This is a genomic window from Stenotrophomonas sp. YJH_SMC_14-1 (assembly GCF_059372275.1).
The window spans coordinates 1-25,333 of the sequence record NZ_JCAFVK010000003.1; the positions used below are offsets into that span (position 1 = coordinate 1).

General features: G+C 67.0%; 24 protein-coding genes and 1 rRNA gene. 18 read left to right on the forward strand and 7 right to left on the reverse strand.

Translation table 11 applies throughout. The annotated features are described in order from the left end of the window. Positions 1-89, forward strand: a 5S ribosomal RNA gene (gene rrf, locus AC5P9P_RS09445); the annotation flags it as partial. Positions 90-404: 315 nt separating this feature from the next. Here rrf and AC5P9P_RS09450 read toward each other — a convergent pair. Both AC5P9P_RS09450 and AC5P9P_RS09455 read right to left on the reverse strand, forming a co-directional pair. Then, on the reverse strand, positions 405-2,120 hold the full coding sequence (locus tag AC5P9P_RS09450) for a M28 family metallopeptidase (RefSeq protein WP_033834984.1): 1,716 nt from the start codon (positions 2,118-2,120) through the stop codon (positions 405-407). Positions 2,121-2,206: 86 nt separating this feature from the next. Then, positions 2,207-2,869 carry a DUF4097 family beta strand repeat-containing protein gene (locus AC5P9P_RS09455; protein WP_005407780.1) on the reverse strand — a complete coding sequence of 221 codons (663 nt, stop codon included), beginning with the start codon at positions 2,867-2,869 and terminating at the stop codon, positions 2,207-2,209. Positions 2,870-2,963: 94 nt separating this feature from the next. Here AC5P9P_RS09455 and AC5P9P_RS09460 point away from each other — a divergent pair, with 94 nt between their 5' ends. Next, positions 2,964-4,265: a murein hydrolase activator EnvC family protein gene (locus AC5P9P_RS09460; RefSeq protein WP_032965528.1), complete on the forward strand. Its 1,302-nt coding sequence runs from the start codon at positions 2,964-2,966 to the stop codon at positions 4,263-4,265. Between the two features lie 108 nt (positions 4,266-4,373). Then, positions 4,374-5,834: a S41 family peptidase gene (locus tag AC5P9P_RS09465; RefSeq protein WP_111173233.1), complete on the forward strand. Its 1,461-nt coding sequence runs from the start codon at positions 4,374-4,376 to the stop codon at positions 5,832-5,834. An 84-nt stretch (positions 5,835-5,918) separates the two neighbouring features. Here the strand turns inward: AC5P9P_RS09465 and AC5P9P_RS09470 are convergent, their stop codons facing one another. After that, on the reverse strand, positions 5,919-6,611 hold the full coding sequence (locus AC5P9P_RS09470; protein ID WP_495232709.1) for a rhomboid family intramembrane serine protease: 693 nt from the start codon (positions 6,609-6,611) through the stop codon (positions 5,919-5,921). A 227-nt stretch (positions 6,612-6,838) separates the two neighbouring features. On the opposite strand from AC5P9P_RS09470, the gene AC5P9P_RS09475 reads away from it, so the two are divergent. The 4 genes from AC5P9P_RS09475 to AC5P9P_RS09490 all read left to right on the forward strand — a co-directional run bounded on the left by AC5P9P_RS09475 (position 6,839) and on the right by AC5P9P_RS09490 (position 10,586). Further along, positions 6,839-8,266, forward strand: a complete 1,428-nt coding sequence (locus AC5P9P_RS09475) for an outer membrane protein transport protein (RefSeq protein WP_053498726.1) — start codon at positions 6,839-6,841, stop codon at positions 8,264-8,266. Positions 8,267-8,409: 143 nt separating this feature from the next. Next, positions 8,410-8,856, forward strand: coding sequence for a hypothetical protein (locus AC5P9P_RS09480; RefSeq protein ID WP_033834988.1), 447 nt, complete (start codon positions 8,410-8,412; stop codon positions 8,854-8,856). A gap of 70 nt (positions 8,857-8,926) precedes the next feature. Continuing rightward, complete coding sequence (pnuC, locus tag AC5P9P_RS09485; protein WP_111173230.1) at positions 8,927-9,526, forward strand: nicotinamide riboside transporter PnuC; 600 nt, start codon at positions 8,927-8,929, stop codon at positions 9,524-9,526. Next, positions 9,513-10,586 carry an AAA family ATPase gene (locus AC5P9P_RS09490; protein WP_495232710.1) on the forward strand — a complete coding sequence of 358 codons (1,074 nt, stop codon included), beginning with the start codon at positions 9,513-9,515 and terminating at the stop codon, positions 10,584-10,586. Before pnuC ends, AC5P9P_RS09490 begins: the two co-directional genes overlap by 14 nt. A 117-nt stretch (positions 10,587-10,703) precedes the next feature. Here AC5P9P_RS09490 and putA read toward each other — a convergent pair whose 3' ends face one another. After that, complete coding sequence (putA, locus tag AC5P9P_RS09495) at positions 10,704-13,922, reverse strand: bifunctional proline dehydrogenase/L-glutamate gamma-semialdehyde dehydrogenase PutA (RefSeq protein ID WP_164133488.1); 3,219 nt, start codon at positions 13,920-13,922, stop codon at positions 10,704-10,706. Positions 13,923-14,196: 274 nt separating this feature from the next. Here putA and AC5P9P_RS09500 point away from each other — a divergent pair, with 274 nt between their 5' ends. From AC5P9P_RS09500 to AC5P9P_RS09525, 6 genes are read left to right on the forward strand one after another with little or no spacing between them, the layout of a single operon-like run. Then, complete coding sequence (locus AC5P9P_RS09500) at positions 14,197-14,673, forward strand: DUF2244 domain-containing protein (protein WP_021202927.1); 477 nt, start codon at positions 14,197-14,199, stop codon at positions 14,671-14,673. An 11-nt stretch (positions 14,674-14,684) separates the two neighbouring features. Beyond that, positions 14,685-15,641 (forward strand): cytochrome c oxidase subunit II, encoded by a 957-nt coding sequence (gene coxB / locus AC5P9P_RS09505; protein ID WP_049453411.1) that lies wholly within the window; start codon positions 14,685-14,687, stop codon positions 15,639-15,641. A 59-nt stretch (positions 15,642-15,700) separates the two neighbouring features. Next, on the forward strand, positions 15,701-17,308 hold the full coding sequence (gene ctaD, locus AC5P9P_RS09510) for a cytochrome c oxidase subunit I (RefSeq protein WP_005407790.1): 1,608 nt from the start codon (positions 15,701-15,703) through the stop codon (positions 17,306-17,308). Between the two features lie 8 nt (positions 17,309-17,316). Beyond that, positions 17,317-17,517, forward strand: a complete 201-nt coding sequence (locus tag AC5P9P_RS09515) for a hypothetical protein (RefSeq protein WP_111173227.1) — start codon at positions 17,317-17,319, stop codon at positions 17,515-17,517. Continuing rightward, on the forward strand, positions 17,514-18,104 hold the full coding sequence (locus AC5P9P_RS09520) for a cytochrome c oxidase assembly protein (RefSeq protein WP_005412023.1): 591 nt from the start codon (positions 17,514-17,516) through the stop codon (positions 18,102-18,104). Before AC5P9P_RS09515 ends, AC5P9P_RS09520 begins: the two co-directional genes overlap by 4 nt. Before the next feature lie 13 nt (positions 18,105-18,117). Beyond that, positions 18,118-18,993 (forward strand): cytochrome c oxidase subunit 3, encoded by an 876-nt coding sequence (locus AC5P9P_RS09525; protein ID WP_005412024.1) that lies wholly within the window; start codon positions 18,118-18,120, stop codon positions 18,991-18,993. Positions 18,994-19,013: 20 nt separating this feature from the next. Here the strand turns inward: AC5P9P_RS09525 and AC5P9P_RS09530 are convergent, their stop codons facing one another. Then, the gene (locus tag AC5P9P_RS09530; protein WP_005412025.1) at positions 19,014-19,232 is read right to left on the reverse strand and encodes a twin transmembrane helix small protein; all 219 of its coding nucleotides are present in this window, start codon (positions 19,230-19,232) and stop codon (positions 19,014-19,016) included. 57 nt (positions 19,233-19,289) lie between these two features. Here AC5P9P_RS09530 and AC5P9P_RS09535 point away from each other — a divergent pair, with 57 nt between their 5' ends. The 5 genes from AC5P9P_RS09535 to AC5P9P_RS09555 all read left to right on the forward strand — a co-directional run bounded on the left by AC5P9P_RS09535 (position 19,290) and on the right by AC5P9P_RS09555 (position 23,706). Further along, on the forward strand, positions 19,290-20,003 hold the full coding sequence (locus tag AC5P9P_RS09535) for an SURF1 family protein (RefSeq protein WP_495232711.1): 714 nt from the start codon (positions 19,290-19,292) through the stop codon (positions 20,001-20,003). A gap of 108 nt (positions 20,004-20,111) precedes the next feature. Continuing rightward, complete coding sequence (locus tag AC5P9P_RS09540) at positions 20,112-20,681, forward strand: redox-active disulfide-containing membrane protein (RefSeq protein WP_033833636.1); 570 nt, start codon at positions 20,112-20,114, stop codon at positions 20,679-20,681. 10 nt (positions 20,682-20,691) lie between these two features. Further along, a complete protein-coding gene (locus AC5P9P_RS09545) occupies positions 20,692-21,855 on the forward strand; it encodes a COX15/CtaA family protein (protein WP_005407797.1) in 1,164 nt (387 codons plus the stop codon). Positions 21,856-21,859: 4 nt separating this feature from the next. Continuing rightward, positions 21,860-22,753 (forward strand): heme o synthase, encoded by an 894-nt coding sequence (gene cyoE, locus AC5P9P_RS09550; protein ID WP_005407798.1) that lies wholly within the window; start codon positions 21,860-21,862, stop codon positions 22,751-22,753. Between the two features lie 146 nt (positions 22,754-22,899). Next, positions 22,900-23,706, forward strand: a complete 807-nt coding sequence (locus tag AC5P9P_RS09555; RefSeq protein ID WP_495232712.1) for a calcium-binding protein — start codon at positions 22,900-22,902, stop codon at positions 23,704-23,706. Positions 23,707-23,822: 116 nt separating this feature from the next. On the opposite strand, the gene AC5P9P_RS09560 is transcribed toward AC5P9P_RS09555, so the two are convergent. Together AC5P9P_RS09560 and AC5P9P_RS09565 are read right to left on the reverse strand one after the other, a co-directional pair. Next, positions 23,823-24,794, reverse strand: a complete 972-nt coding sequence (locus tag AC5P9P_RS09560; RefSeq protein ID WP_005407800.1) for a bile acid:sodium symporter family protein — start codon at positions 24,792-24,794, stop codon at positions 23,823-23,825. Positions 24,795-24,825: 31 nt separating this feature from the next. Continuing rightward, entirely contained in the window at positions 24,826-25,326 is a 501-nt protein-coding gene (locus AC5P9P_RS09565; RefSeq protein WP_111188389.1) for a protein tyrosine phosphatase family protein, read from the reverse strand. Between the last annotated feature and the right edge of the window lie 7 nt (positions 25,327-25,333).

The window sequence follows — 25,333 nt, forward strand, 5'->3', positions numbered from 1 at the left end:
ACCCGATCCCATCCCGAACTCGGAAGTGAAACGCAGCTGCGCCGATGGTAGTGTGGCTCAAGCCATGCGAGAGTAGGTCATCGCCAGGGTTTACACCCAAAACCCCGCTGCTCACGCAGCGGGGTTTTTCTTTGTGCGCAGGAAACCCCGGTAGTGCCGGCCACTGGCCGGCAACCCGATGGCGTTGCATTGCCCGGTAGATCCACGCCATGCGTGGGTGTTCCGCGAGGAAGCATGGCGCCAACCAAGGTTGGCCGCTACCAATCGATTGCCGGCCAGCGGCCGGCACTACCGGCAGATCCACACCAACCGTGGATGAGCCGCCGACGGTAGACAAAAGAAAAGCGGCGCCCCGTGGGGCGCCGCTCTGCTCTCAACGATGTTCAGTCGAGCATGGCCCGGCTTTACTTTGCCGAAGCCTTGTCCTTCATCATCGCGTCGCGGGCTGCCTTGAACGGGTTGCCTTCGTACCAGTTCGGCCAACGATCGCCACCGGCCAGTTCCTTGCCGACGCCGTACATCAGCTGCAGGTCCTCGACAGTCCCGTCCAGCTTCCAGGTGGACGCGTCGAACTCGTCCTTCGGACCGTGGTAGCGGTTGGCGCCGTAGTCCGCCGCGGCCTTGCGGCCGGCGTCCACGCCACCCTCGCGCAGGTCCTCGCCACCATCGGCGTACAGGGCCGGCACGCCGGCCTTGGCGAAGTTGAAGTGATCCGAGCGGAAGTAGAAGCCGCTCTGCACCGAGGTCTCACCATGCAGCGTGCGGTCCTGGGCCGCAGCCAGCGGCTTGAGGATGTCCTCCAGCTCCGAGCTGCCGAAGCCGGTGACGGTCACGTCCTTGGCACGGCCGGCCACCGACATCGCGTCGAGGTTGATCACGCCGGCGATCTTGTCCAGCGGGAAGGTCGGGTGGGAGACGTAGTACTTCGAACCCAGCAGGCCGGACTCTTCCAGGGTCACCGCCAGGAACACCACCGAGCGCTCCGGCTTCGGATCCTGGTGGGCCATGGCTTCGGCCACCTCAAGGATGCCGGCCACGCCGGTCGCGTTGTCGACCGCACCGTTGTAGATGTTGTCGCCGGTTTCACCCTCGTGCTTGCCCAGGTGGTCCCAGTGCGCCATGTACAGCACGGCCTCGTCGGCACGCTTGCTGCCTGGCAGCACGCCCACCACGTTGCGCGACTGCTTCTGCGCGATCTGGCTCTTCAGGTCGACCGTGGCGGTGGCCTTCAGCGGCACCGGCTTGAAGCCGCGCTTGCTCGCATCCTTGTAAGCCTGCGCCAGGTCCAGGCCGGCACCGGCAAACAGCGCCTTGGCGGCGTCGGCGCTCAGCCAGCCCTGCACCGGGATGCGGGCTTCCGGGTCATCCTTGGCCGGCAGGTCGTACTGCGGGCCGGCCCAGGAGTTCTTCACCACGTCCCAGCCATAGGAGGCACCGGCGGTGTCGTGCACGATCAGCGCCGCGGCGGCGCCCTTGCGCGCGGCCTCTTCGAACTTGTAGGTCCAGCGGCCGTAGTAGGTCATGCGCTTGCCGTCGAACAGCTTCGCGTCGTCAACATGGAAGCCCGGATCGTTGACGAACATCACGACCGTCTTGCCCTTCCAGTCCTGGCCGGCATAGTCGTTCCACTTCTGCTCCGGCGCATCAACGCCATAGCCGACGAACACCAGGTCGCTGGCATCGACTTTCACCTCAGCCTGGCCGGTACGGGTGCCGACCACCATGTCGGTACCGAACTTCAGCTCGGTGGTTTTGCCACCCTGGGTGATCTTCAGCACGGTCGATGCGTCGGCCGTGGTCTCGGTCATCGGCACATCCTGGAACCAGCTGTCGCCGTTGCCGGGCTGCAGGCCGATGCGCTGCATCTGGTCGCGGATGTAGTTGACCGTCAGTTCCTCGCCCTTGCTGCCCGGCGCGCGGCCTTCGAATTCATCCGAGGCCAGGGTCTTGACCATCTCGGCGAAGTCGCCGGCGTTGATCTCCGGGGAGAACTGATGAGCCGCCGGCTTCGCGGCAGCGGTGTCGGTGGCTGACGCCGGTGCGGTGGCCGGCGTGTCTTCGCCTTTGCAGGCACTGAGCGCGGCCGCGGCGGCCAGGCACAGAAGGAGTTTGCGGGGCATCGTCGATTCCTGGAAAACAAAGGGCGGCCGCACGTCGTGCACGGCCGGTGTCAGCGAGTATCACCGAACCCGAAGGCGCGGTGCGCTCAGTCCGCCGGAGCGGTTTCGGTGTCGAACGGGATCGGCTCAGCGCCGGTGACCGGACCGATGCGCGCGGTGCGATGCACATAAAGCACCACCTCGCGTTCGAACTGCAGGGGGCCGTTGACCACAGCATTCGGGCCGACGATCACGCGCGGCTTGCGGCTGGCGGTGAGCGAGACGCTGAAGTTCGGCTTGCGCACGTGCACACCGCCGTTGACCTGGGAACCGATGCCGACGGTGATATCGCCGTTGACGGTCTCCACGTCCTTGCCGACGCGGCTTTCGACCAGGCCGATGCCACCGTTCACGGTTTCGACGCCGCCTTCGATCTGGCTGCCGCGATCGGTGAAGATGCTGCCGTTGACGGTGCTGACGCTGCCGTGTGCAATCACCTCGCGGCCCAGGCGTACGCCGCCGTTGACCGTTTCAATCTTGCCGGTACGTGCACGGTCGGCCACCTTGACCCCGCCGTTGACGGTGTCGATGCTGCCGGTCTCGACGCCTTCACCAACCCGGATGCCGCCGTTGACGGTATCCAGCTTGCCGTAGCGCTGGCCAGGCTCGGCGCTGATGCTGCCGTTGACCTTGCTGATGTTGTCCTGGGCACCGGCGGGGCCGGCAACGAGCAGGACGCCCAACAACAGCGGAATGGAAAGAGTTTTCATGGGACCTCGATGGATGTGCGGCTGGCAGGCCGCGTGCGGAGATGTCACCATTCCCCGGTACCCCCTGCAACTGCCTGAAGTCACTGGAAAGCCCTTGCGCGACAACGCCTTCCCATCACGCCGACATCACATCGCCGCCATCCGCGGCGGGCGCTGCCTGCTGTTGGGGCTGGCCATCGCCTTGGCGCTGCCGTTGCCGGGCGCCGCTCAGACCACCCGCGAGACCGAGCGCAAGCTGCAGAAGCTGCGTAGCGAGTTGAAGGGCGTGGCGCAGGAGCGCAGGCAGATCGAGGGCCAGCGGGGCCAGGCCTCGCAGCAGCTGCGTGAGGCGGACGAGAAGGTGGCCCGCACCGGCCGTGCGCTTGCGCAGACTGAAACTGCGCTGCGCGAGCAGGGAAGGGCCCTGGCCGAGGCCGAACAACGCCGCAGCACGCTGCAGGCCAACCTCGCCCAGCAGCATCGCGAGCTGGCCGGCCTGCTGCGTGCGGCCTACCAGCTGGGCAACCATGCACCTCTGAAGCTGCTGCTGTCGCAGGACACGGTGGCCGATGCCAATCGTGCCCTGGCCTACCACCGCTACCTGCAACGCGAGCGGGCACAGCGCATCACCACGCTGACAGCCGACCTGAAAGAGCTGGAAGTGCTGCAGGCGCAGATCGCCGAGCGCAAGCAGAAGCTGCAGGGTGCGCAGCAGGACCAGAAGCAGCAGGCTGCGGCGCTGGAAGCCGACCGTCGCGATCGCGCCAGGACCGTCGCCTCGCTGGATGAGCGCTTCAAGGACCAGCGCGAGAAGGAACAGGCGTTGGGCCAGGACGCCAAGGCACTGGAGACGCTGCTGGCCAACCTGCGTGCCGCTGCGGCAAGGGCCGAAGCCGAGCGCCGCGCCGCGGCGCGGCGAGCAGCCGCTGAAAAGGCCGCCGCCGAGCGTGCCGCACGCCAGGCCGCCGCGCAGGGCCGCCCGCCACCGCCGCCCACCAAGGTCCCGCCTGCCGTGGCTTCCGCGCCGGCGCCGAAGGTCGGTGGCCTGGGCTGGCCGTTGTCGGGAAACCTGTTGGCCCGCTATGGCGGCAAGCTGCCCGACGGCCGCACCAGCAGCGGTGTGCTGATCGGCGCGCCCGCCGGCAGCACCGTCACCGCCGTGGCCGACGGCACCGTGGTGTTCTCCGACTGGATGACCGGCTACGGCATGATCCTGATCGTCGATCACGGCAACGGCTACATGAGCCTGTACGCGCACAACGACACCCTGCTGAAGGATGCGGGTGCCCGGGTCAGCCGCGGCGATGCGGTGGCCAAGGTCGGCAATTCCGGTGGCCAGGGCGTGACCGCGCTGTACTTCGAACTGCGCCGGGGCGGGCAGCCGGTCAACCCGGACAGCTGGCTGCAGCGGCGCTGAATCCGGCGCTGTCGCGTGGCGGACGGATTCAACGGGAATTTAGCTGTGCTTCGCGCATAATCGACGCATGTGCCTTGGGCACCATGCCACCGTCGACAGGAGTGATCCATGCGCGCAGCCCGTACCGCCACCCTCTTGCTGGCCCTGTTGCCGGCGCTGTCCTGGGCGCAGCAGACCGCGCCCGCCCCGAGCCAGGAAACCAGCGGGCAGGCAGCGAACAGCGAGGAGGCGGTGACCTCGAAGGTGCCGCTGGAGGACATCCGCCGCTTCGTGGCGGTGTACAACGCGGTGCGCGCGGCCTATGTCGACCCGGTCGATGACAAGAAGCTGATGCAGTCGGCGGTGCGCGGCCTGCTGCTCGACCTCGACCCGCACAGCACGTACTTCAACAAGGAAGACGCGCAGGCCTTCGACGAGCAGGCCAACGGCGCCTACGAGGGCATCGGCGTGGAGTTGCAGCAGCAGCCCGACAACGCCAGCATGAAGGTCATCTCGCCGATCGACGACACGCCGGCGGCCAAGGCCGGCATCCTCGCCGGTGACCTGATCATCGCCATCGACGGCAAGCCGATCAGCGCCATTGATGCGAGCGAACCGTTGCGTGGCCCGGCCGGCAGCAAGGTGGTGCTGACCATCGTGCGCGCGGGCAAGCCGAAGCCGTTCGACGTCAGCCTCACCCGCCAGACCATCCGCGTGACCAGCGTGCGCAGCCGCCTGCTGGAGCCGGGCTACGGCTACATCCGCCTGAGCACCTTCCAGGCCGACACCGGGTCGGACTTCCAGAAGCACCTGCAGCAGCTGCAGAAGCAGTCCGGTGGCCAGCTCAAGGGCCTGGTGCTGGATCTGCGCAGCAACCCGGGTGGGCTGCTGACTGCCGCGGTGCAGGTGGCCGACGACCTGCTCGACAAGGGCAACATCGTCAGCACCCGCGGCCGCATCAGCATCAGTGATGCACGGTTCGATGCGACGCCGGGCGACCTGCTGAAGGGCGCACCGGTGGTGGTGCTGGTCGATGCGGGATCGGCCAGCGCCTCGGAAGTGCTGGCTGGGGCGCTGCGCGACAACAAGCGCGCGCGCGTGGTCGGCAGCCGCACCTTCGGCAAAGGCTCGGTGCAGACCGTGCTGCCGCTGGACAACGGCGATTCGGTGAAGCTGACCACCGCGCGTTATTACACGCCGAGTGGCAAGTCGATCCAGGCCACTGGCATCGTGCCGGAAGTCGAACTGAAGCCTGCGGCGCGCCCGGAAGACGAGGCGCTGCCGGCCAGCCTGAGCGATTACAGCGAAGCGACCCTGCCAGGCCATCTGCGCGGCGATGACGAAGGCACCGAGGGCTACCACGCCGGTGCGGTGCTGCCGGGCGATGGCCCGATCAATGACGCGCTGGCCGAGCTGAAGAACCCGGGTTCGGTGGCTGCACGCTTGAAGGCCGAAGCGGCGAAGGCGGATGCGGCCAAGGCCGCGAAGGCCGCTGCGGCGAAGCCGGAAGCGAAGGTCGAACCTAAGCCGGAAGCACAGCCGGAAGCAAAGCCGGAAGCAAAGCCCGCACCGGCCCCAGCCAAGCCGTGAGGTAGCGCCGGGCCATGCCCGGCGTCGGCTCAAGGGCGGAAGAAGAAACCAAATGCCGGCCAGCGGCCGGCACTACCCGGGCGGTCAGAAGCCGTGGCGCTTGCGCAGCCGGCGGGCGAGCGCCGCGCGCACGTAGACCCCGTACACCAGGCCGAACACGAAGCCGCCGATGTGCGCCCACCAGGCCACCATGCCGAAGCTTGGGCCGATGTGGGCGAACACCACCTGCAGCGCCGCCCAGACGCCGATCAGCAGGTAGGCCGGGGCACGCACGAACTCCAGGAACAGGCCGAGCGGGATCACCACGCCCAGCCGCGCGCCCGGGAACAGGGCCAGATAGGCGCCGATCAGGGCCGACACCGCGCCGCTGGCGCCGATGATGATCTGGTCCGGGCTGCCCATGGTGTAGATCGCGACCAGGTTCGACACTGCGCCGCCGACCAGGAACAGCAGCAGCAGCCGCCACGGCCCCAGCACCCGCTCGGCGGGCAGGCCGAAGATCAACAGGAACACCAGGTTGCCCAGCAGGTGCGACCAGTCCGCGTGCAGGAACAGGGCGGTGAACAGCCGCAGCACGCTGCCGTCCTGCAGGGTCGCCCACCAGTCCAGCGGGTGGGTCAGACCGGTGGACAGCGCGCCCCAGTCCAGCCAGAGGCTGCCGCGGGCATCGTCCGGACGCGAGATCGACCACAGGAACGCCAGCCACAATGACGCGAACAGCACGGGCGTGGCCCAGCGCAGGGCCGCCTTCTTGCGGGACGGGAGCGAGACGAACATGCCAATAGCCTAGCGTGCGGCCACTTTCGGTGGGGACGGTCCTGTTCAGCTTTTGAGACGAAAAAACCGCCTGCGCTGTTATTGTTTCATTAACAGCTCTGGGTAATACTCGCATACGGCGTCGTATGTCGGGAGGGGAATCCGGCGCGCTCCGATGGGTCCCAGGACCCGGCGGGCGCAGGCGCACTCAGAGCACCATCACCGCTTACCGGAGAGAGAGAACTACGATGCAAACCGCTTCCACCATTGCCCGACTGACCCTGCTGGCCGTCGGCGTTGCCGGTGCGCTGGCCGCCGCCGATGCCAATGCTGCCGCCTTCCAGCTGAAGGAAAACAGCGCCAAGGGCCTGGGCCGCGCGTTCGCCGGCTCCACCTCGACCGAAGGTGACGCCTCGGTCATCGCCACCAACCCGGCCTCCATGCGCCTGCTCGACGGCACCCTGGTCCAGGGCGACGTCAGTGCCATCAGCTTCGGCGCCAAGTTCCGCGGCCAGGGCAAGTACGGCAACGGCGCGCCGATTTCCGGTGGCAACGGCGGCGACGCCGGCATGATCGCCCCGGTTCCGGCCGCGTACTTCCACGTGCCGTTCGGCGAGAACGACAACATGCACTTCGGTGCTTCGCTGACCGTGCCGTTCGGCTTCAAGACCGAATACGACCGCGACTGGGTCGGCCGCTACAACGGCGTCAAGACCGAGCTGCAGGCCATCGACCTGGGCGTGGCGTTCTCCTATGACGTCAACCCGTACCTGTCGTTCGGTGCTTCGGTGTTCGCTGAGCGCCTGAACGTCGACCTGACCAGCGCTGTCGATACCGGCACCGCGATCAACGCCACGGCCCAGCGCACCGCTGCGGCGCGTGTGCTGGCTGCCGGCGGCACTGCGGCCCAGGCTGCGGCGGCCTCGCAGGCCGCTGCACGCCAGGCCGCGCAGCTCGGCTTCTCGCCGGGCACCGCCGATGGCTACCTGCGCATCAAGGGTGATGAAGTGTCGGTCGGCTACACCCTGGGCATGACCGTCACCCCGGTGGAAGGCACCAACATCGCCTTCAGCTACCGCTCGAAGGTCGAGCACAAGATCACCGACGGCAAGGCCGACTTCACCATTCCGCAGAATGCGGCGGCCTTCCTGGCCACCGCTGCCCCGGGTACCTTCATCGACAGCAACGGTCGCGCGACCATCACCCTGCCGGCCAGCGCCACCGTGGGCTTCACCCACCGCGTGAACGACCAGTGGCAGATCATGGCCGAAGTCACGCGCACCGCGTGGAGCAAGTTCGACCAGGTCACCGTCGACTATGACTCCAACCAGCCGGACAGCGTGCTGCCGTTCCACTACCGCGACACCACCTTCGCGTCGATCGGTACCGATTTCCGCGTGAACGACAAGCTGACCCTGCGTGGCGGCCTGGCCTATGACCAGACCCCGACCACCGACGCCCACCGTGACGTGCGCGTGCCGGACACCACCCGCAAGTGGCTGTCGCTGGGCCTGACCTACGCCGCTTCGGACAAGATGGAATACAGCGTGGGTTACACCCACCTGTTCACCAAGGATCCGAACATCACCTCGACCTCGGCCACTGCCAACACCGTGACCGGCAAGTACAAGGTGAGCGGCGACGTGCTGGCGGCGTCGATGCAGTACAAGTTCTGATTCGGGCAATTGCCTGAAGCAGGACACGGAGGGCCCCGCGCAGGCGGGGCCTTTTTTTATGCATGGATGACGCTTCCGGCTCGTGACTTTATTGGCAGTGCCTGCCACCTTGCCGGGATTTACGCAGTGCAGGCGAATACAAAATGGTTGATCGTCGCTACCAGAAGCGGATGATCCGATACTGGGCTCGGGAAGAGGCCAAGGCGAACGCGACTCTGGATCGCGTGCTGGAGTCGGAATGGTTCGACTACTGGCACACGCATCTTGACTGGATGGGGCGCGGCAATCGCCATATCAGTGATCGCTTCGCCGTTGCCGCAGGGCTCCTGCGGCTGCTTGAACGGGTTGCGTCGAGCGAGCGGGAGCATGTGCAGTGTTGGGTGACGCTGGCGCCGGATACCGGTCAGAGTGCGTTGTTCCTGCATTCGCCGAATCCTCAGGGAACGCCATGGCCGCATCCGTTCGATGGCGTGATCTGGGACATCGTTCCGCCTGACTGGCTTGCGCCGTTGCTCTCTTCAACCGGCCTGCAGCCAGGACGTTGGGGAAGCGGAGAGAGACAGCGGTTGTTGGTGCGCGCGCGGCCTTGATTCCATCCACGCATGGCATGGATCTGCTGGTCCGACGACGCAGGGCGTGGATCTACGCGACAATGGTGCGATGAACCTGTCCGACCCGAGCTTCCAGCTGGAGCTGGCCGCCAACATCGCCGTCGCCGGCTCGATCCTGCTGGCCGGCCGCAACAACGTGCACACCTGGTGGCTGGGCATCGTCGGCTGCGCATTGTTTGCGGCCGTGTTCGAGCGCTCGCACCTGTATGCGGACATGGTGCTGCAGTTCTTCTTCATCGCCATCAGCGTGCTGGGCTGGTGGCAGTGGCTGCGCGGCGACCATGGCGCGCCGCTGCCGATCACTGCGCTGCGGCCGCGGGCATGGGCCTGGCTGGCGCCGCTGGCGGTGGTGGCCACGTTCGGCTACGGCTGGATGCTGACCCGACTGACCAACGCCTATGCGCCTTACATCGATTCGGCGGTGCTGGTGCTGAGCGTGATCGCGCAGATCCTGATGATGCGGCGCAAGCTGGAATCGTGGTGGGTGTGGCTGCTGGTGAACACCGTGGCAGTGCCGCTGTACTACAGCCGTGGCCTGCATCTGACCTCGATCCTCTACATCGGTTTCTGGATAAACGCGCTGGTCGCCCTGCGCCATTGGCGGCACCTGATGCGGGACGAGGCCAGGGCGGCCGATGCCGCTGCCTGAGCGTGTCGCGCGCGGCCTGGTGGTGGGCAAGTTCTGCCCGCTGCATCTCGGTCACGAACGCCTGATCGACTTCGCCGCCACGCGCTGCCAGCAGCTGCTGGTGATCGGCTGGTCGCAGCCGGGTTTCCCAGGCTACAGCGCCGAGCGTCGCGAGCGCTGGCTGCGAGCGCGCTTCCCGCAGGCGACGGTGGCGGTGCTCGATGATGCGCGGCTGGCGGCATTGTGCACCCAGCACGGTTTGCACGTGCGCTCGCTGCCGCAGGACAGCGACAACGAGCACGTGCAGCGCGAGTTCACCGCCTGGCTGTGCCTGAGCCTGTTCGGCGGGCCGGTGCAGGCGGTGTACACCGGCGAGGAATACGGTGACGGCTTCGCGCAGGCGTTGGCCACGCACTTCGGTGCGCCAGTACGCCATGAGCGGTTCGATCGCGCACTGGACGTCGGGCAGGCGTGTGGCACCCAGCTGCGCGCCGATCCGCATGCGCACCGTCATGGCCTTGCACCGAAGGTCTATGCCGGCTATGTGCAGCGCGTGGCGTTCATTGGTGGCGAGTCCAGTGGCAAGACCACGCTGGCGCGGGTGATGGCCGAGCGCCTGCAGACCGCCTGGGTACCGGAGTATGGCCGCACGCTCTGGGAGCAGCAGGGCGGCGACCTGATGCCGGACGATCTGCTTCGCATCGCGATGACCCAGCCGCAGCATGAAGAAGAGGCTGCGCGGCGGGCACATCGCTGGCTGTTCTGCGATACCACGCCGCTGGTGACGCTGGGCTACAGCGGCTGGATGTCTGGTACGGCGCCGGAGGCACTGCGGCAGGCTGCATTGCGGCCGTATGACCTGCTGTTCCTGTGTGCGCCGGATATCCCTTTCGATCAGGACGGCACTCGGGTGGGCGAAGCCTTCCGGGCGCAGCAGCATGCGTGGTACCTGGAGCAGCTGCAGGCAGAGGGTGTCGAGTATGTGCTGCTGGAAGGCGACCTGGAGACGCGCATCGCGCGCGTGCAGGGCGAGCTGGCGAAGCGTGCGGACAACCGGTTCAGTGTCGCCCAGCCTCTGTAGAACGAGCCCACGCTCGGCTGTGCGAGGAAAACCGAGCGTGGGCCCGGCTCTACAGGAAGCAAGGCATAAAAAACCCCGCTTTCGCGGGGTTTTTCGTTCACTGCATCAACCGGGCGATCAGTCGCCCAGGGTCAGCAGCGAGGCGTTGCCGCCGGCGGCGGTGGTGTTCACCGTCACCGTCTTTTCGGTGGCGAAGCGCAGCAGGTAGTGCGGGCCGCCGGCCTTCGGGCCGGTGCCGGACAGGCCCTGGCCGCCGAACGGCTGCACGCCGACCACCGCACCGATCTGGTTGCGGTTGACGTAGACGTTGCCGACATGGACGCCGTTGCTGATGCGGTCGACGGTCTCGTCGATGCGCGAATGCACGCCCAGGGTCAGGCCGTAGCCGGTGGCGTTGATCTGGTCGATCACCGCGTCGAGCTGGTCGCCCTTCCAGCGGATCACGTGCAGCACCGGGCCGAACACTTCCTTCTGCAGCTGGCCCAGGTCCTTCAGTTCGTACGCGCGCGGTGCGAAGAAGGTGCCGTTGGCGGCCTCGGCCGACAGCTCGGCGGCGGCGATCAGGCGCGCTTCGCGATCCATGCGCTCAGCGTGGTCCTGCAGGATCTTCAGCGCATCTGCGTCGATCACCGGGCCGACGTCGGTGGACAGCAGGCCGGGGTTGCCGACCTTCAGTTCCTTCATCGCACCGGCCAGCATGGTCATCACCTTGTCGGCGATGTCGTCCTGCACGAACAGCACGCGCGCGGCCGAGCAGCGCTGGCCGGCGGAGGTGAAGGCCGAACCGATCGCGTCCTTGACCAGCTGTTCCGGCAGCGCCGACGAATCGGCGATGAAGGCGTTCTGGCCGCCGGTCTCGGCAATCAGCACACCGATGGCGGCGTCACGCGCGGCCATCGCGCGGTTGATCGCACGGGCGGTGTCGGTGGAGCCGGTGAAGGCCACGCCGGCCACGCGCGGGTCGGCGGTCAGCGCGGCACCGACGGTAGCACCGTCGCCCGGCAGGAACTGCACCGCCTCGGCCGGCACGCCGGCGTCGTGCAGCAGCTTTACCGCGTAGTAGCCGATCAGGTTGGTCTGCTCGGCCGGCTTGGCGATCACGCTGTTGCCGGCGGCCAGGGCGGCAGCGACCTGGCCCAGGAAGATCGCCAGCGGGAAGTTCCACGGGCTGATGCAGACGAACACGCCGCGGCCGTGCAGCTGCAGCTCGTTGGACTCACCGGTCGGGCTCGGCAGCTTCTCGGCGTGGCTGAACTGCTCGCGCGCCTGCTTGGCGTAGTAGCGCAGGAAGTCCACCGCTTCGCGCACTTCGGCGATGCTGTCGGGCAGGCTCTTGCCGGCTTCCTTCACGCACAGCGCCATGAATTCCGGCATGCGTGCTTCCAGCTGGTCGGCGGCGTGCTCGAGGATGGCGGCGCGGCTGGCGGCCGGGGTGCGGTTCCAGGCCGGCTGCGCGGCTACGGCGTTGGCCAGGGCCTTCTGCACGGTGGCGGCGTCTGCGGCCAGCCACTGGCCAACCACTTCACGGGTGTCGGCCGGGTTGGTCACCGGCAGCGCGGCGCCGGTCGGGTTGGCACCCGGCACCAGCGGGGCGGCCTGCCAGGGCTTCACAGCCGCGTTGATCTGCTCGGCCAGGGCGCGCAGTTCGTTGTCGTTGGCGAGGTTGGCGCCCATGGAGTTCTTCCTGTCGTGGTTCTGGCTGCGCAGCAGGTCAACCGGCAGCGGGATCTTGGGATGCGGAATCGAAGCGAACGAGGCGACCATCTCGACCGGATCGCGGATCAGGTCGGCGATCGGTACGCGTTCGTCGGTGATGCGGTTGACGAAGCTGGAGTTGGCGCCGTTTTCCAGCAGGCGGCGCACCAGGTACGGCAGCAGGTCTTCATGCGAACCGACCGGTGCATACACGCGGCAGGGCAGGCCCAGGCGGTCAGCCGGCACCACCTCGGCGTACAGGTCGTCGCCCATGCCGTGCAGCTTCTGGTGCTCGTACACGCCACCGTTGGCGATGCTGCGCACGGCCGCGATGGTATGGGCGTTGTGCGTGGCGAACATCGGGTAGATCGCGTCGGCATGGGTGAACAGCCGCTTGGCGCAGGCCAGGTAGGACACGTCGGTGTTCTGCTTGCGGGTGAACACCGGGTAGCCCGGGTAGCCTTCGATCTGCGCGCGCTTGATCTCGGCGTCCCAGTACGCGCCCTTGACCAGGCGCACCTGCAGGCGGCGACCGGCGCGGCGCGCCATGTCGGCCAGGTGGTCGATCGTGTACGGGGTGCGCTTCTGGTAGGCCTGCACGACCACGCCGAAGCCATCCCAGCCGGACAGCGACGCGTCAGAGAACACCTGCTCGATGATGTCCAGCGACAGTTCCAGGCGGTCGGACTCTTCGGCGTCGACAGTGCAGCCGATGCCGTAGCTCTTGGCCAGCTGTGCCAGTTCCAGCACGCCCGGTACCAGGTCCTTCAGCACGCGCTCGCGCTTGGCGTGCTCGTAGCGCGGGTACAGCGCCGACAGCTTGATCGAGATGCCCGGGGCATTGTTGACGTCGCCATCCGGACGGCCGCCGCGTGCCTTGTGATCGCCGCCGATGGCGTGGATCGCACGACGGTAGTCTTCCAGGTAGCGCAGCGCGTCCTTCATGGTCAGCGCACCTTCGCCGAGCATGTCGAAGGAGTAGCGGTAGCTGGCGTTGTCGCCCTTGTGCGAGCGCGCCAGCGCTTCGCTGATGGTGCGGCCCATGACGAACTGGTGGCCCATGATCTTCATCGCCTGGCGCACGGCCAGGCGCACCACCGGCTCACCGACGCGGCCGACCAGACGCTTGAACGCGCTGGGCGCATCGGCGCGGGTGGCGTCGTTCATCTGCACCAGCTTGCCGGTCAGCATCAGGCCCCAGGTGGAGGCATTGACCAGCACCGAGTCGCTGCCGCCCAGGTGCTTTTCCCAGTCGGCATCGGCCAGCTTGTCGCGGATCAGCTTGTCGGCGGTGTCCTGGTCCGGAATACGCAGCAGTGCTTCGGCCACGCACATCAGCAGCACGCCTTCCTCGCTGCCCAGGTCGTATTGGCGCATGAAGGCTTCGATCGCGCCCTGGTCCTTGGCGCGCACGCGCACGCGGCCGACCAGGTCGGCCGCCAGTGCCTGCACCCGGGCCTGCTCGTCGGCGGGCAGGCGGGCCTGCGCCAGCAGCTCGCGCACGTGGGTGGCCTCGTCCTTCAACCAGGCGTCGGTGATGGCCTGGCGGAACGGGTTGGGGGGCGCCGGCAGTTCCGGCGACAGCAACGCGCCGGGACGCGGGGCGTCGTGGGCTGCAGGGGAGGAGGAAGGTGCGTTCATGCCGGTCCGGCCAGTGGAAAACTTGGCGATTTTAATCATTTTTGCGGGTTGCGGAAGTGCCCAGCAGCCACCTTCGTGAAGCGCTGATAGCCAATAGCTGCGGTGGATTCAGCGTGTTCAGCAAGTGCGTAGGAGTTTATGCCGAATTCGTCATTCGTACCGCCGACCTCATGCTGTGTTGCAGCATCGGAAAATGTGTGAATGCACCCTTGCTACCGGCGAGAGGGCGGGGCTACCATCGAGGCGTTTCCCGCGGCAGGAACGCGGTTGCGACATGATCGAGGTGCTTCCAGCTCCGGATGGGTCAGGTACGCAGCTGCGGCTGCGTCCCCCACGGGCGCTCGATGCCCGGCAGTTCGTCCTGTTGTTCACCGTGTTGTCGGGTGCGATGTGGCTGGTGTCCGCCCTCGGGTGGTGGGCCGGCAATGCATTCGCCCCCCTGTTCGCGCTGCTGTACAGCCTGGTGCTGGCGGCCGCGCTGCGTGCCTTGTGGCGCAGCGGTGAACGGCAGGAGGAGATCCGGGTAGTGCCGGCGTACGTGGAGGTCATCCCCGTACCCGGTGGATCGCCGGTGTTCCGGGCCCATCCCCACTGGGTGCGCCTGCTCACCGACGATGAGAGGGTCCGGCTGGCATCCAGCGGCCGGCAGGTGGAGGTGGGGAGTTTCCTCGCGCCGGCCGAACGTCAGACGCTCGCAGAGACACTTGAAAGCTTGCTCGCCGCCAGCGATGGCGGCAACCGACGACGCTAAGGGTCTAGGCAATGAAGCAAAGCAGCAGGTGGGGCACGAAGTGCGTGAACGCGGTCGCCGCGATGCTGGCGACCGGGGGACTGATGCCGGCGTTGGCCTGGGCCCAGGCGGCCGATCCGAAGCCGTGGCAGCTGAACATGGGCAAGGGGGTGACCCAGACCTCGCGCCTGGCCTGGGAATCGAACAACCTGTCGTTGATCATCTGCACGGTGATCGGCGTCATCGTGTTCGGGGCGATGGCCTACGCCATCTTCAAGTTCCGCAAATCCAAGGGCGCGGTCGCGGCCACCTTCAGCCACAACACCAAGGCCGAGATCATCTGGACAGTGATCCCGGTGATCATCCTGATCGTGATGGCATGGCCGGCCACGGCCAACCTGATCAAGATGTACGACACCCGCGATGCCGAGATGACGGTGAAGGTCACCGGCTACCAGTGGATGTGGAAGTACGAATACCTCGGCGAGAACGTCACCTTCACCAGCCGCCTGGACCGCGAGTCCGACCGGGTGCGGCAGAGCGGCATCGTGCCGACCCGCGAAAGCCATCCGCACTACCTGCTGGATGTCGACAACCGCCTGGTGCTGCCGGTCGATACCAAGGTGCGTTTCGTCATCACCTCCGACGACGTGATCCACGCCTGGTGGGTACCGGCGCTGGGCTGGAAGCAGGACGCCATCCCCGGCTTCATCAACGAAGCCTGGACCCGCATCGAGCAGCCGGGTGTCTACCGCGGCCAGTGCGCCGAGCTGTGTGGCAAGGACCACGGCTTCATGCCGATCGTGGTCGAGGCGGTGTCCAAGGAAGAGTTCAAGCAGTGGCTGGCGCAGCGCAAGCCGGCGCCGCCCGCCGAGCCCGCCACGCCTGCGGCACCTGCCGAACCGACTGCACCGACGGGCGAGGCACCGGCTGCGCCTGCTGCTGCAGAAGCGGGCAGCGCGCCTGCCACCGCGGCCAGCGGAGCGTGATGTAAAGCCCGCAGCCGTTCGCGGCCGCGGTGACAACCGATTCTGAGAGGTGTTTTGCAATGGCGCACTCGGCAGTTGGGCACGACGATCACCATCACCACCAGAGCTTCTTCGAACGTTGGTTCTTCTCGACCAACCACAAGGACATCGGCACGCTGTACCTCGGTTTCAGCTTCATCATGTTCATCATCGGCGCGGCGATGAGCGTGGTGATCCGCGCCGAGCTGGCGCAGCCGGGCCTGCAGTTCGTCAAGCCCGAGTTCTTCAACCAGATGACCACCGTGCATGCGCTGGTGATGATCTTCGGCGGGGTGATGCCGGCCTTCGTCGGACTGGCCAACTGGATGATCCCGCTGCAGATCGGCGCGCCGGACATGGCGCTGCCACGCATGAACAACTGGTCGTTCTGGTTGCTGCCGGTGGCATTCAGCCTGCTGCTGCTGACCCTGTTCCTGCCGGGCGGTGCACCGGCCGGTGGCTGGACGCTGTACCCGCCGCTGTCGCTGCAGGGCGGCTACAACGTCGCTTTCAGCGTGTTCGCCATCCACGTGGCCGGCATCAGTTCGATCATGGGCGCGATCAACATCATCGCCACCGTGCTCAACATGCGTGCGCCGGGCATCGACCTGCTGAAAATGCCGATCTTCTGCTGGGCCTGGCTGATCACCGCCTTCCTGCTGATCGCGGTGATGCCGGTGCTGGCCGGCGCGGTGACCATGCTGCTGACCGACAAGTTCTTCGGCACCAGCTTCTTCAATGCCGCCGGTGGCGGTGACCCGGTGATGTACCAGCACATCTTCTGGTTCTTCGGCCATCCCGAGGTCTACATCATGATCCTGCCTGCCTTCGGCGTGGTCAGCGAGATCATCCCGACCTTCAGCCGCAAGCCGCTGTTCGGCTACCAGGCGATGGTGTACGCCACCGCCGCGATCGCGTTCCTGTCGTTCATCGTCTGGGCCCACCACATGTTCACCGTGGGCATGCCGCTGGGCGGCGAGATCTACTTCATGTTCGCCACCATGCTGATCTCGATCCCGACCGGCGTGAAGGTGTTCAACTGGGTCAGCACCATGTGGCGTGGCTCGCTGACGTTCGAGGCACCGATGCTGTGGTCGGTGGCCTTCGTCATCCTGTTCACCATCGGTGGCTTCTCCGGCCTGATGCTGGCGATCGTCGCCGCCGACTTCCAGTACCACGACACCTACTTCGTGGTCGCCCACTTCCACTACGTGCTGGTGACCGGTGCGGTGTTCGCGCTGATCGCGGCGGTGTATTACTGGTGGCCGAAGTGGACGGGACGGATGTACAGCGAGAAGTGGGCCAAGGTGCACTTCTGGTGGTCGATCGTGTTCGTCAACCTGCTGTTCTTCCCGCAGCACTTCCTCGGCCTGGCCGGCATGCCGCGCCGCATTCCGGACTACAGCGTAGCGTTTGCCGACTGGAACCTGATCAGCTCGATCGGTGCGTTCGGCATGTTCGTCACCCCGTTCATGATGGCCGCGATCCTGCTGTCCTCGCTGCGCAACGGCGAGAAGGCCGAGGCCCGTTCCTGGGAAGGCGCGCGCGGCCTGGAGTGGACGCTGCCGTCGCCGGCACCGGCGCACACCTTCACCACGCCGCCGACCATCCGCCCGGGAGATCTGGCGCATGACGACATCACGCATTGAGGTGGGGCATGCATAACGAGAGCCCGCTGCCGATCGGTAGAGTCGAGCCAGGCTTGACTGACGAAAAGCAGCCGACCAGCGGTCGGCTCTACCAGGGCGGAAGCATCGAACAGCAACGCCAGCGCGCCAGGCGCACGGCGATGTGGGTCGGCGCCATCGCCGTGCTGGTCTACGTCGGCTTCATCCTCAGCGGGGTGATCGGCCGATGAGCGAGGCGCCAGCCAGCACACCGTCTCGCAGTGCGGGGCTGCCGCGCCTGATCGGTGTGGCGGTGGCGGTGTTCCTGCTCACGTTCTCGCTGGTGCCGCTGTACCGCATCGCCTGCGAGAAGGTGTTCGGTGTGCGCCTGGAACGCGGCCCCGGTGGCGAAGCCAGTGCAGGCGCCGCCACCGGCAAGCGCACCGTGCGCGTGGAGTTCGATGGCGGCGTCAATTCGCGCCTGCCGTGGTCGTTCCATCCCGAACAGCTGACCATGGACGTGGTGCCCGGCGAACTCAACGAAGCGCTGTACTTCGCCCGCAACGACAGCCAGCAGGCGGTGGTCGGCAGTGCGGTGCCTTCGGTGGCGCCGGCGCGTGCCTCGGGCTTCTTCAGCAAGACCGAGTGCTTCTGTTTCACCGCGCAGACGCTGCAGGCCGGCGAGAAGCGCGACATGCCGGTGCGTTTCATCGTCGATCCGGACCTGCCGCCCGAGATCAAGACGATCACCTTGTCCTACACCTTCTATCGCAACGACGCGCTGTCCGATCGGCTGGCCCCGGCCGCCACCTCGGAAGGCGCGCACGCCGCACCCTGACCCGGATACCGACATGGCCCAGACACCGACCGACGCCAACGTGTACTTCGTCCCGGCCCAGAGCAAATGGCCGTTCGTGGGTTCCATCGCGATGATGGTGACCATGGTGGGCGTGGCCAGCTGGCTCAACGATGCCAGCTGGGGACGCTGGACCTTCTACATCGGCATCGCGATGCTGGTGCTGACGTTGTTCTGGTGGTTCAGCGACGTGGTGCGCGAGTCGCAGGCGGGCAACTACAACCACCAGGTCGATGGCTCGTTCCGGATGGGGATGATCTGGTTCATCTTCTCCGAAGTGATGTTCTTCGGCGCCTTCTTCGGTGCGCTGTTCTACACCCGCAACCTGGGCCTGTCGTGGCTGAGCGGCGAAGGCCGCGGGGTGATGACCAACGAGCTGCTCTGGCAGGGTTATTCCGCCGGCTGGCCGACCAACGGCCCCGCGGCGATCGGCGGCGCGTTCCAGACCATCCCGGCCTGGGGCCTGCCGCTGATCAATACGCTGATCCTGCTGACCTCCGGCGTGACCCTGACCATCGCCCACCACGCGCTGAAGGCCGGCAACCGCCGCCAGCTGCTGATCTGGCTGGGCCTGACCGTGGTGCTTGGCCTGGGCTTCCTCACCCTGCAGGCGGAGGAGTACATCCACGCCTACAAGGAACTGAACCTGACGCTCGGCTCGGGCATCTACGGTTCAACGTTCTTCATGCTGACCGGCTTCCACGGCGCGCACGTGCTGCTGGGCACGATCATGCTGATCGTGATGTGGCTGCGTTCGGCCAAGGGACACTTCACCCGCGACAATCATTTCGGTTTTGAAGCGGCCGCGTGGTACTGGCACTTCGTCGACGTGGTGTGGCTGATGCTCTTCATGTTCGTCTACGTGCTTTGACCGCGCACGCATCGGTGACCTCAGCCGCCGATGCCGTGCGGTTTGATCCAGCCCATGTAGATGCTCACGATCACCAGCAGGATCAACGCAACCGACACCGCGATGCGGCGCGTCAGTGCGTTGACCGTGCGCTTGGTCTGGCCGCGGTCGACCAGCAGGTAATACAGGCCGGCGCCCAGATTCCAGACGATGACGATCAGAAACGCGATTACCAGCAGGGTCTTCAGCGAATCACTCATGCGCGGCTCGAGGGCAGGGTGGATGCGCCTATCTGACCGCGTTTGCGCGGACTTGTCATGATGCGCCAGCACACGCGCGTGATCGCATGGCTGCTGGCGGTGCTGGCAATGGTTGGTTTCACCGCATTGGGGCTGTGGCAGCTGCAGCGCATGCATGCCAAACAGGCAATGTTGGATGCACAAGGTCCAGCTGTGGCACAGGCGATGCCACTGGCGCAGGCCCTGGCTGCACCTGGCGCATTGCACGGCGTGGCCGACCACGGCCGTTTCCTGCCCGGCGTGGTGCTGCTGGACAACCAGACCCGGCACGGCCGCGCGGGCGTGAAGATCTATCGCCCGTTCCGCAGTGACGAGGGCAGCGTGCTGCTGGTCGATCTGGGCTGGCGCGCGCTGCCGCCCGATCGCAGGCTGCCGGATGTGCCGTCGCCGCCTTCGCCGGCGGCGGTGCGTGGCCTGCTGGCGCCGCCGCCGTCGGCGGGGCTGGCCTTGGGCCCGGCGTTCTCCGCTACCGATGAGGCCGGGCGTTGGCTGGCCAGCCGCTTGCCCGACGAGGGCCTGGCGGCGGCGCTTGGCCTGCCGGCATTGCCCGATCGCGTCCTGCGGCTGGACCCGGCGCTGCCATTTGGCGACGAACGCGACCTGGACCTGCTGCCGAACACGCTGCCGCCGCAGCGCCACCTGGGCTACGCCGTGCAGTGGTTCGGGCTGGCCCTGACCGTGCTGGTGGTCGCGCTGGTACTGGAGTGGCGCAGGCGACGTGCTGCCCGGTAGTGCCGGCCGCTGGCCGGCAACCCCCGCATTCCTGGATGCCGGCCGGCGGCCGGCACTACCGCGGCGTCACACCCGCATCCCTCACCCAACCATGAGAAAATGCCCCGCATGAACACTGCTACGTCCCCGCAGGCGCGCGGCTCCGGCCGCCGGACCCTGGTGCTGCTGTTTGCCGTGTTCTTCGGGGCGATGGCGCTGGCCGCCGTGCTGCGCTTCTCTGGCTGGCAGCCCACCGGGCACCGCAATGCCGGCCAGCTGCTGAAGCCGCCGGTGGACCTGCGCCAGCAGGCGCCGACCCTGGCCAACGGCCAGCCGTACCCGTGGAACCCCGAAGCCCGTACCTGGCGCCTGCTGGTGGCGCCGGCCGGTGCCTGCGACGCGCAGTGCGTCACTTTGTCGCAGGGACTGGGCAAGGTGTGGCAGCTGTTCGGCCATAACGCCGATAATGTCGAGATCCTGTGGCTGGGTACGCCACCGGCGTCGATCGCCTCGCTGCCCGCGCTGCGGCCGCTGGCTCCGTCGCCAGCCCTGCGCGCGGCGTTGCCGGGCGTCGATGATCCGGCGGGACTGCCGGTCTACGTGATCGATCCGAACGGCTTCGTGATCATGCGCCATGCCCCGGGTTCCGACCTCGGTGGCCTGCGCAAGGACATGGCCACGTTGCTGAAACTGAAGTGAGTCCCGTTTGATGAGCCTTTCCGCGCGTCCGGCGCTGCACCGCAATTTCCACCGCCTGGCGTGGTTCGCCATGATCATGACCGCGAGCACGATCATGTTCGGCGCCTTCGTGCGCCTGTCCGATGCCGGCCTGAGCTGCCCGGACTGGCCGACCTGCTATGGCCAGGCCACCTGGCCGCAGCACGTGGAAGAGACCATCGGCCACCCGGCGGCGGAGATCCGCCCGCTGGAGACCCACAAGGCCTGGCGTGAACAGGTGCACCGCTTCCTGGCCGGCGCACTGGGCATCGAGATCCTGACCCTGGCGCTGCTGGCCACGCGCAAGCGGCGATTCGGAAGCACGGCGGTGGTGACCGCCTGCGTGCTGGTGGCCGCCGGCATACCCCTGTACATGATGGGCTGGCATGGCACCGCCAGTACCTTGGCTCTGATCGGCGAGGCGATCCTGCTGATCGCCGCGCTGCGCTGGAGCAACATCGACCTGGCGCGCGCTGCACTGCTGACCCTGGCCGTGGTGATCTTCCAGGCCCTGCTGGGCATGTGGACGGTGACCCTGCTGCTCAAGCCCATCGTGGTGATGGGGCACCTGCTGGGCGGCATGCTGATGTTCGCGCTGCTGGTCTGGATGGCCTGGCGCGCCACGCACATGCCGATCACCCTGGCCGAAGCGCCGAAGCTGAAGTGGGTGCTGCGCATCGGCGTGGCGGTGCTGGTCACCCAGATCGCACTGGGCGGCTGGGTCAGTGCCAACTACGCGGCGCTGGCCTGCGGCGGCGGCAGCGCCTCGCTGGACAACTTCCCCCGCTGTGCCAACCAGTGGTGGCCGCAGCACAACTTCGTCGAAGGCTTCACCCTGTGGCGCGGCATCGGCGTGGATTACGAAGGCGGCGTGCTGGATGGCGCCTCGCGTATCGCCATCCAGATGGCGCACCGGCTGTTCGCGGTGGTGGTGGCCGTCTACCTGCTGTGGCTGGGCGTGCGCCTGTTCCGCTTGCCGAGCATGCGTGGCTGGGCCAGCGCGCTGATCGCGCTGCTGGTGCTGCAGGTCACCCTCGGCATCCTCAACGTGAAGCTGGCGCTGCCGCTGGAAGTGGCGGTGGCCCACAACGGCGTGGCCGTTGCCCTGTTGTTCGTGCTGGTCAGCCTGCTGGCCCGCCTGCGCGCCCCGGACTGACTCCATGTTTTCCAATTACCGCCAGTACTGGGACCTGACCAAGCCCAAGGTCGTTGCCCTGATCGTCTTCACCGCCCTGGTCGGCATGGTCCTGGCCATTCCGGGCGTGCCGAGCTGGGAGCAGGTGCGCGCCGGTGTGCTCGGTTTCCTCGGCATCTGGCTGGCGGCCTCGGCCGCAGCCGCCATCAACCAGCTGCTGGACGCACACATCGATGCGCAGATGGCGCGCACCTCGTGGCGTCCGCTGGTGGTGGGCAAGGTCAAGCCATGGCAGGTGCTGGTGTTTGCCGGCGTGCTGATCGTGCTGTCGATGACCATCCTGGTGCTGTGGGTGAACCTGATCACCGCCGTGCTGACCTTCGCCTCGCTGATCGGCTACGCGGTGATCTACACCGTGTACCTCAAGCGTGCGACCTCGCAGAACATCGTCATCGGTGGCCTGGCCGGCGCGATGCCGCCGATGCTGGGCTGGGCCGCAGTGACCGGCATGCAGGGTTCGTCGGACTGGGCGTACTCGTCGCTGCTGGTGCTGATCATCTTCATCTGGACCCCGCCGCACTTCTGGGCGCTGGCGATCTTCCGCCGCGAGGACTACGCCAAGGCGGAGATCCCGATGCTGCCGGTGACCCACGGCGTGGTGCATACCCGCAAGCAGATCATGGTGTATTCGGTGGTGCTGGCGCTGGTCTGCCTGCTGCCGTACCTGGTGGGCATGAGCGGTGCGTTCTACCTGGGCGGCGCGATCGTGCTCAACGCGGTGTTCCTCTGGTATGCCTGGCGCATGCTCAACCCGCCGGACGAATTGTTCTCGATGAAGATGTTCTATTACTCCATCGTGTACCTGATGGCGCTGTTCGCCTTCCTGCTGGTGGACCACTGGATCCTGCCCTGGTTGTGAGGGGCTGCCCTTTGTAGAGTCGAGCCACGCTCGACTCAGGCCCGGTCTGATGGCGGGAGCATCCACGCACGGCGTGGATCTACTTGAACCGCGGTTGCTGCGTCGCCATTGCTGTTCCTGACCGCAAAGGAAAGGAAGGCGCAGGGATGCATTCGATCTTCCGTTGGACCACCGCGCTGCTGCTGGCGCTGGGTGTGGCCCTCACCGCGCATGCCGATGACACCGCCGCACAGATCCGCCAGCATGCCGGTGAGCACCGCCTGCTGGTACTGGGCGAATTCCACGGCACCCGCGAGACCCCGTTGCTGGTACGTCAGCTGGTGGACGACTACAGCCGCAACGGCCCGGTCCTGCTGGCGCTGGAACTGCCACGCGCCGAGAACCCTGTGCTGCGCGACTATCTGGAATCCGATGGCGGGGCCAGGGCGCGCCGGCACCTGCACGGCCGCGCGTTCTGGACCGTGCGCGATGACCAGCATGATGGTCGCCGTAGCCGCGACATGCTGGCGATGATCGAAGGCCTCCGTGTGCTGAAGGCGCAGGGGCGCGTGATCGAAGTGGTTGGCTATGACGTCAATGCCAGCAGTGGCGGCAACCAGACGCGCGATGACTTCATGGCAGCCGAATTGCGACGGCTCTATCGAGGGTTGCCAGACAATGCACGCATGCTGGTGCTGACTGGCAATGTCCACGCCATGCTGCGGCGGCCGGAAGGTATGCCGCCGGAAATGCAGAGGCGGCCGATGGCCTCCCAGCTGCGGGACCTGGATATCTACAGCGTGCGGTTGGGTGCGCTGCGTGGCCAGGCGTGGGCGTGCGCGGACCGTTGCATGGCGCGGCCACTTCCAGAGCAGGTGGCCCCGCGGCTGCGGGGCGATACCCATGCGGAACGGGCGTACGACCTGTGGGTGTGGATGCCGGAGCTGAGCGTCGGCACGCTCGTGGATTCGTAGTGTCAGGCAACCCATCCACGCATGGCGTGGATCTACTGGTGGTTCACGCCATCCGTGGTTTGGAGTAGATCCACGCCATGCGTGGATGGTCTACCCGGAACAACCCGCGTGCCCTGTCAGGGCTTGCGCCGCGCATACCGCTGCGCGATCACGCCGCAGACGATCAGCTGGATCTGGTGGTAGATCATCACCGGCAGCACGATCGCGCCGAGGCTGCCGCCGGCGAACAGCACCTTGGCGATTGGCACGCCGGTGGCCAGGCTCTTCTTCGAGCCGCAGAACACGATGGCGATCTCGTCCTCGCGGTTGAAGCGCAGCCGGCGGGCGATGAAGGTAATCAGCGGCATGGCGATGCCGAGCAGCACGGCAGCCACCACGGCCACGGCCAGCAACGAGAGCAGCGGCGTCTTGCTCCACAACCCTTCGGTCACCGCTTCGCCGAACGCCGAATACACCACCAGCAGGATCGTGCCCTGGTCGGTGTAGCGCAGCAGCGCGCGCTGCTTCTCCACCCAGCCGGCAATCCACGGCCGCAGCAGGTGGCCGGCCACGAACGGCACCAGCAGCTGCAGCATGATGCCGCCGATCGCGTGCAGTGGGTCATGCACGCCGCCGGAGGTGCCGGCCAGCGCGGTCAGCAGCAGTGGGGTCAGGAACACGCCGAGGATGCTCGACAGCGAGGCGCTGCACACCGCTGCCGGCACGTTGCCGCGGGCCATCGAAGTGAACGCGATGGACGACTGCACGGTGGACGGCAGGGTGCACAGGAACAGCACGCCCAGGTACAGCTCCGGAGTCAGCAGCCAGCCCGACAGTGGCTTGAACATCAGCCCCAGCAGCGGGAACAGGAGGAAGGTGCAGGCCAGGATGGTCAGGTGCAGCCGCCAGTGCAGCATGCCGCCGATGATCGACTCGCGCGGCAGGCGCGCGCCATGCAGGAAGAACAGCGCGGCGATGGCGACGGTGGTGACATCGTCGAGCACGATGGCGGCGGCGCCCTTCATCGGCAGCAGCGAGGCCAGGCCGACGGTGCACAGCAGGGCGAGGGTGAAGTTGTCCGGTCGCAGGCGCGACCACCAGCGGGTCATGGTGGGCAGAGTCCTTGGTGCGGAGGGTTGTTCAGGGCGAAGTGACCGGTGTGGCCAGGCGCTGGCGGGTGGCGGCTTCCAGCGACTTCAGGCCGGCGCGCTGGCCGAGCTGAAGCGCCTGCTCCGGGCTGGCATGTTCGTAGTGGGCATTGACCAGGCCGAGCACGGCACCGGCGCGGTTGCCGGAGGCGCAGTGCAGCAGCACCGGCCCCTGGCTCTGCTGCAGGGCCTGGTGCACCGCGCGCACATTGGCCGTATCCAGGCCCTCGGCGCCGGCCACCGGAATGCGCACATAGCGCAGGCCCAGCGATTCGGCCGCGCGGGTTTCATCGAAGCCCCGGTCCTCGTCGGGCTGGCGCAGGTCGATCACCGTGCGTACGCCCCGTGCGGCCAAGGCCTGCAGCTGTGCGGCACTGGCCTGGCCACCGGCATACAGGCCGGGACGGACTTCGTTGAGAGGCACGTCTTCGGCCAGGGCCGTCAGTGGCAGGCAGAGCGACAACAACAGCAGGCAGGTCAGGCGCAGCAGCATGGTCCTC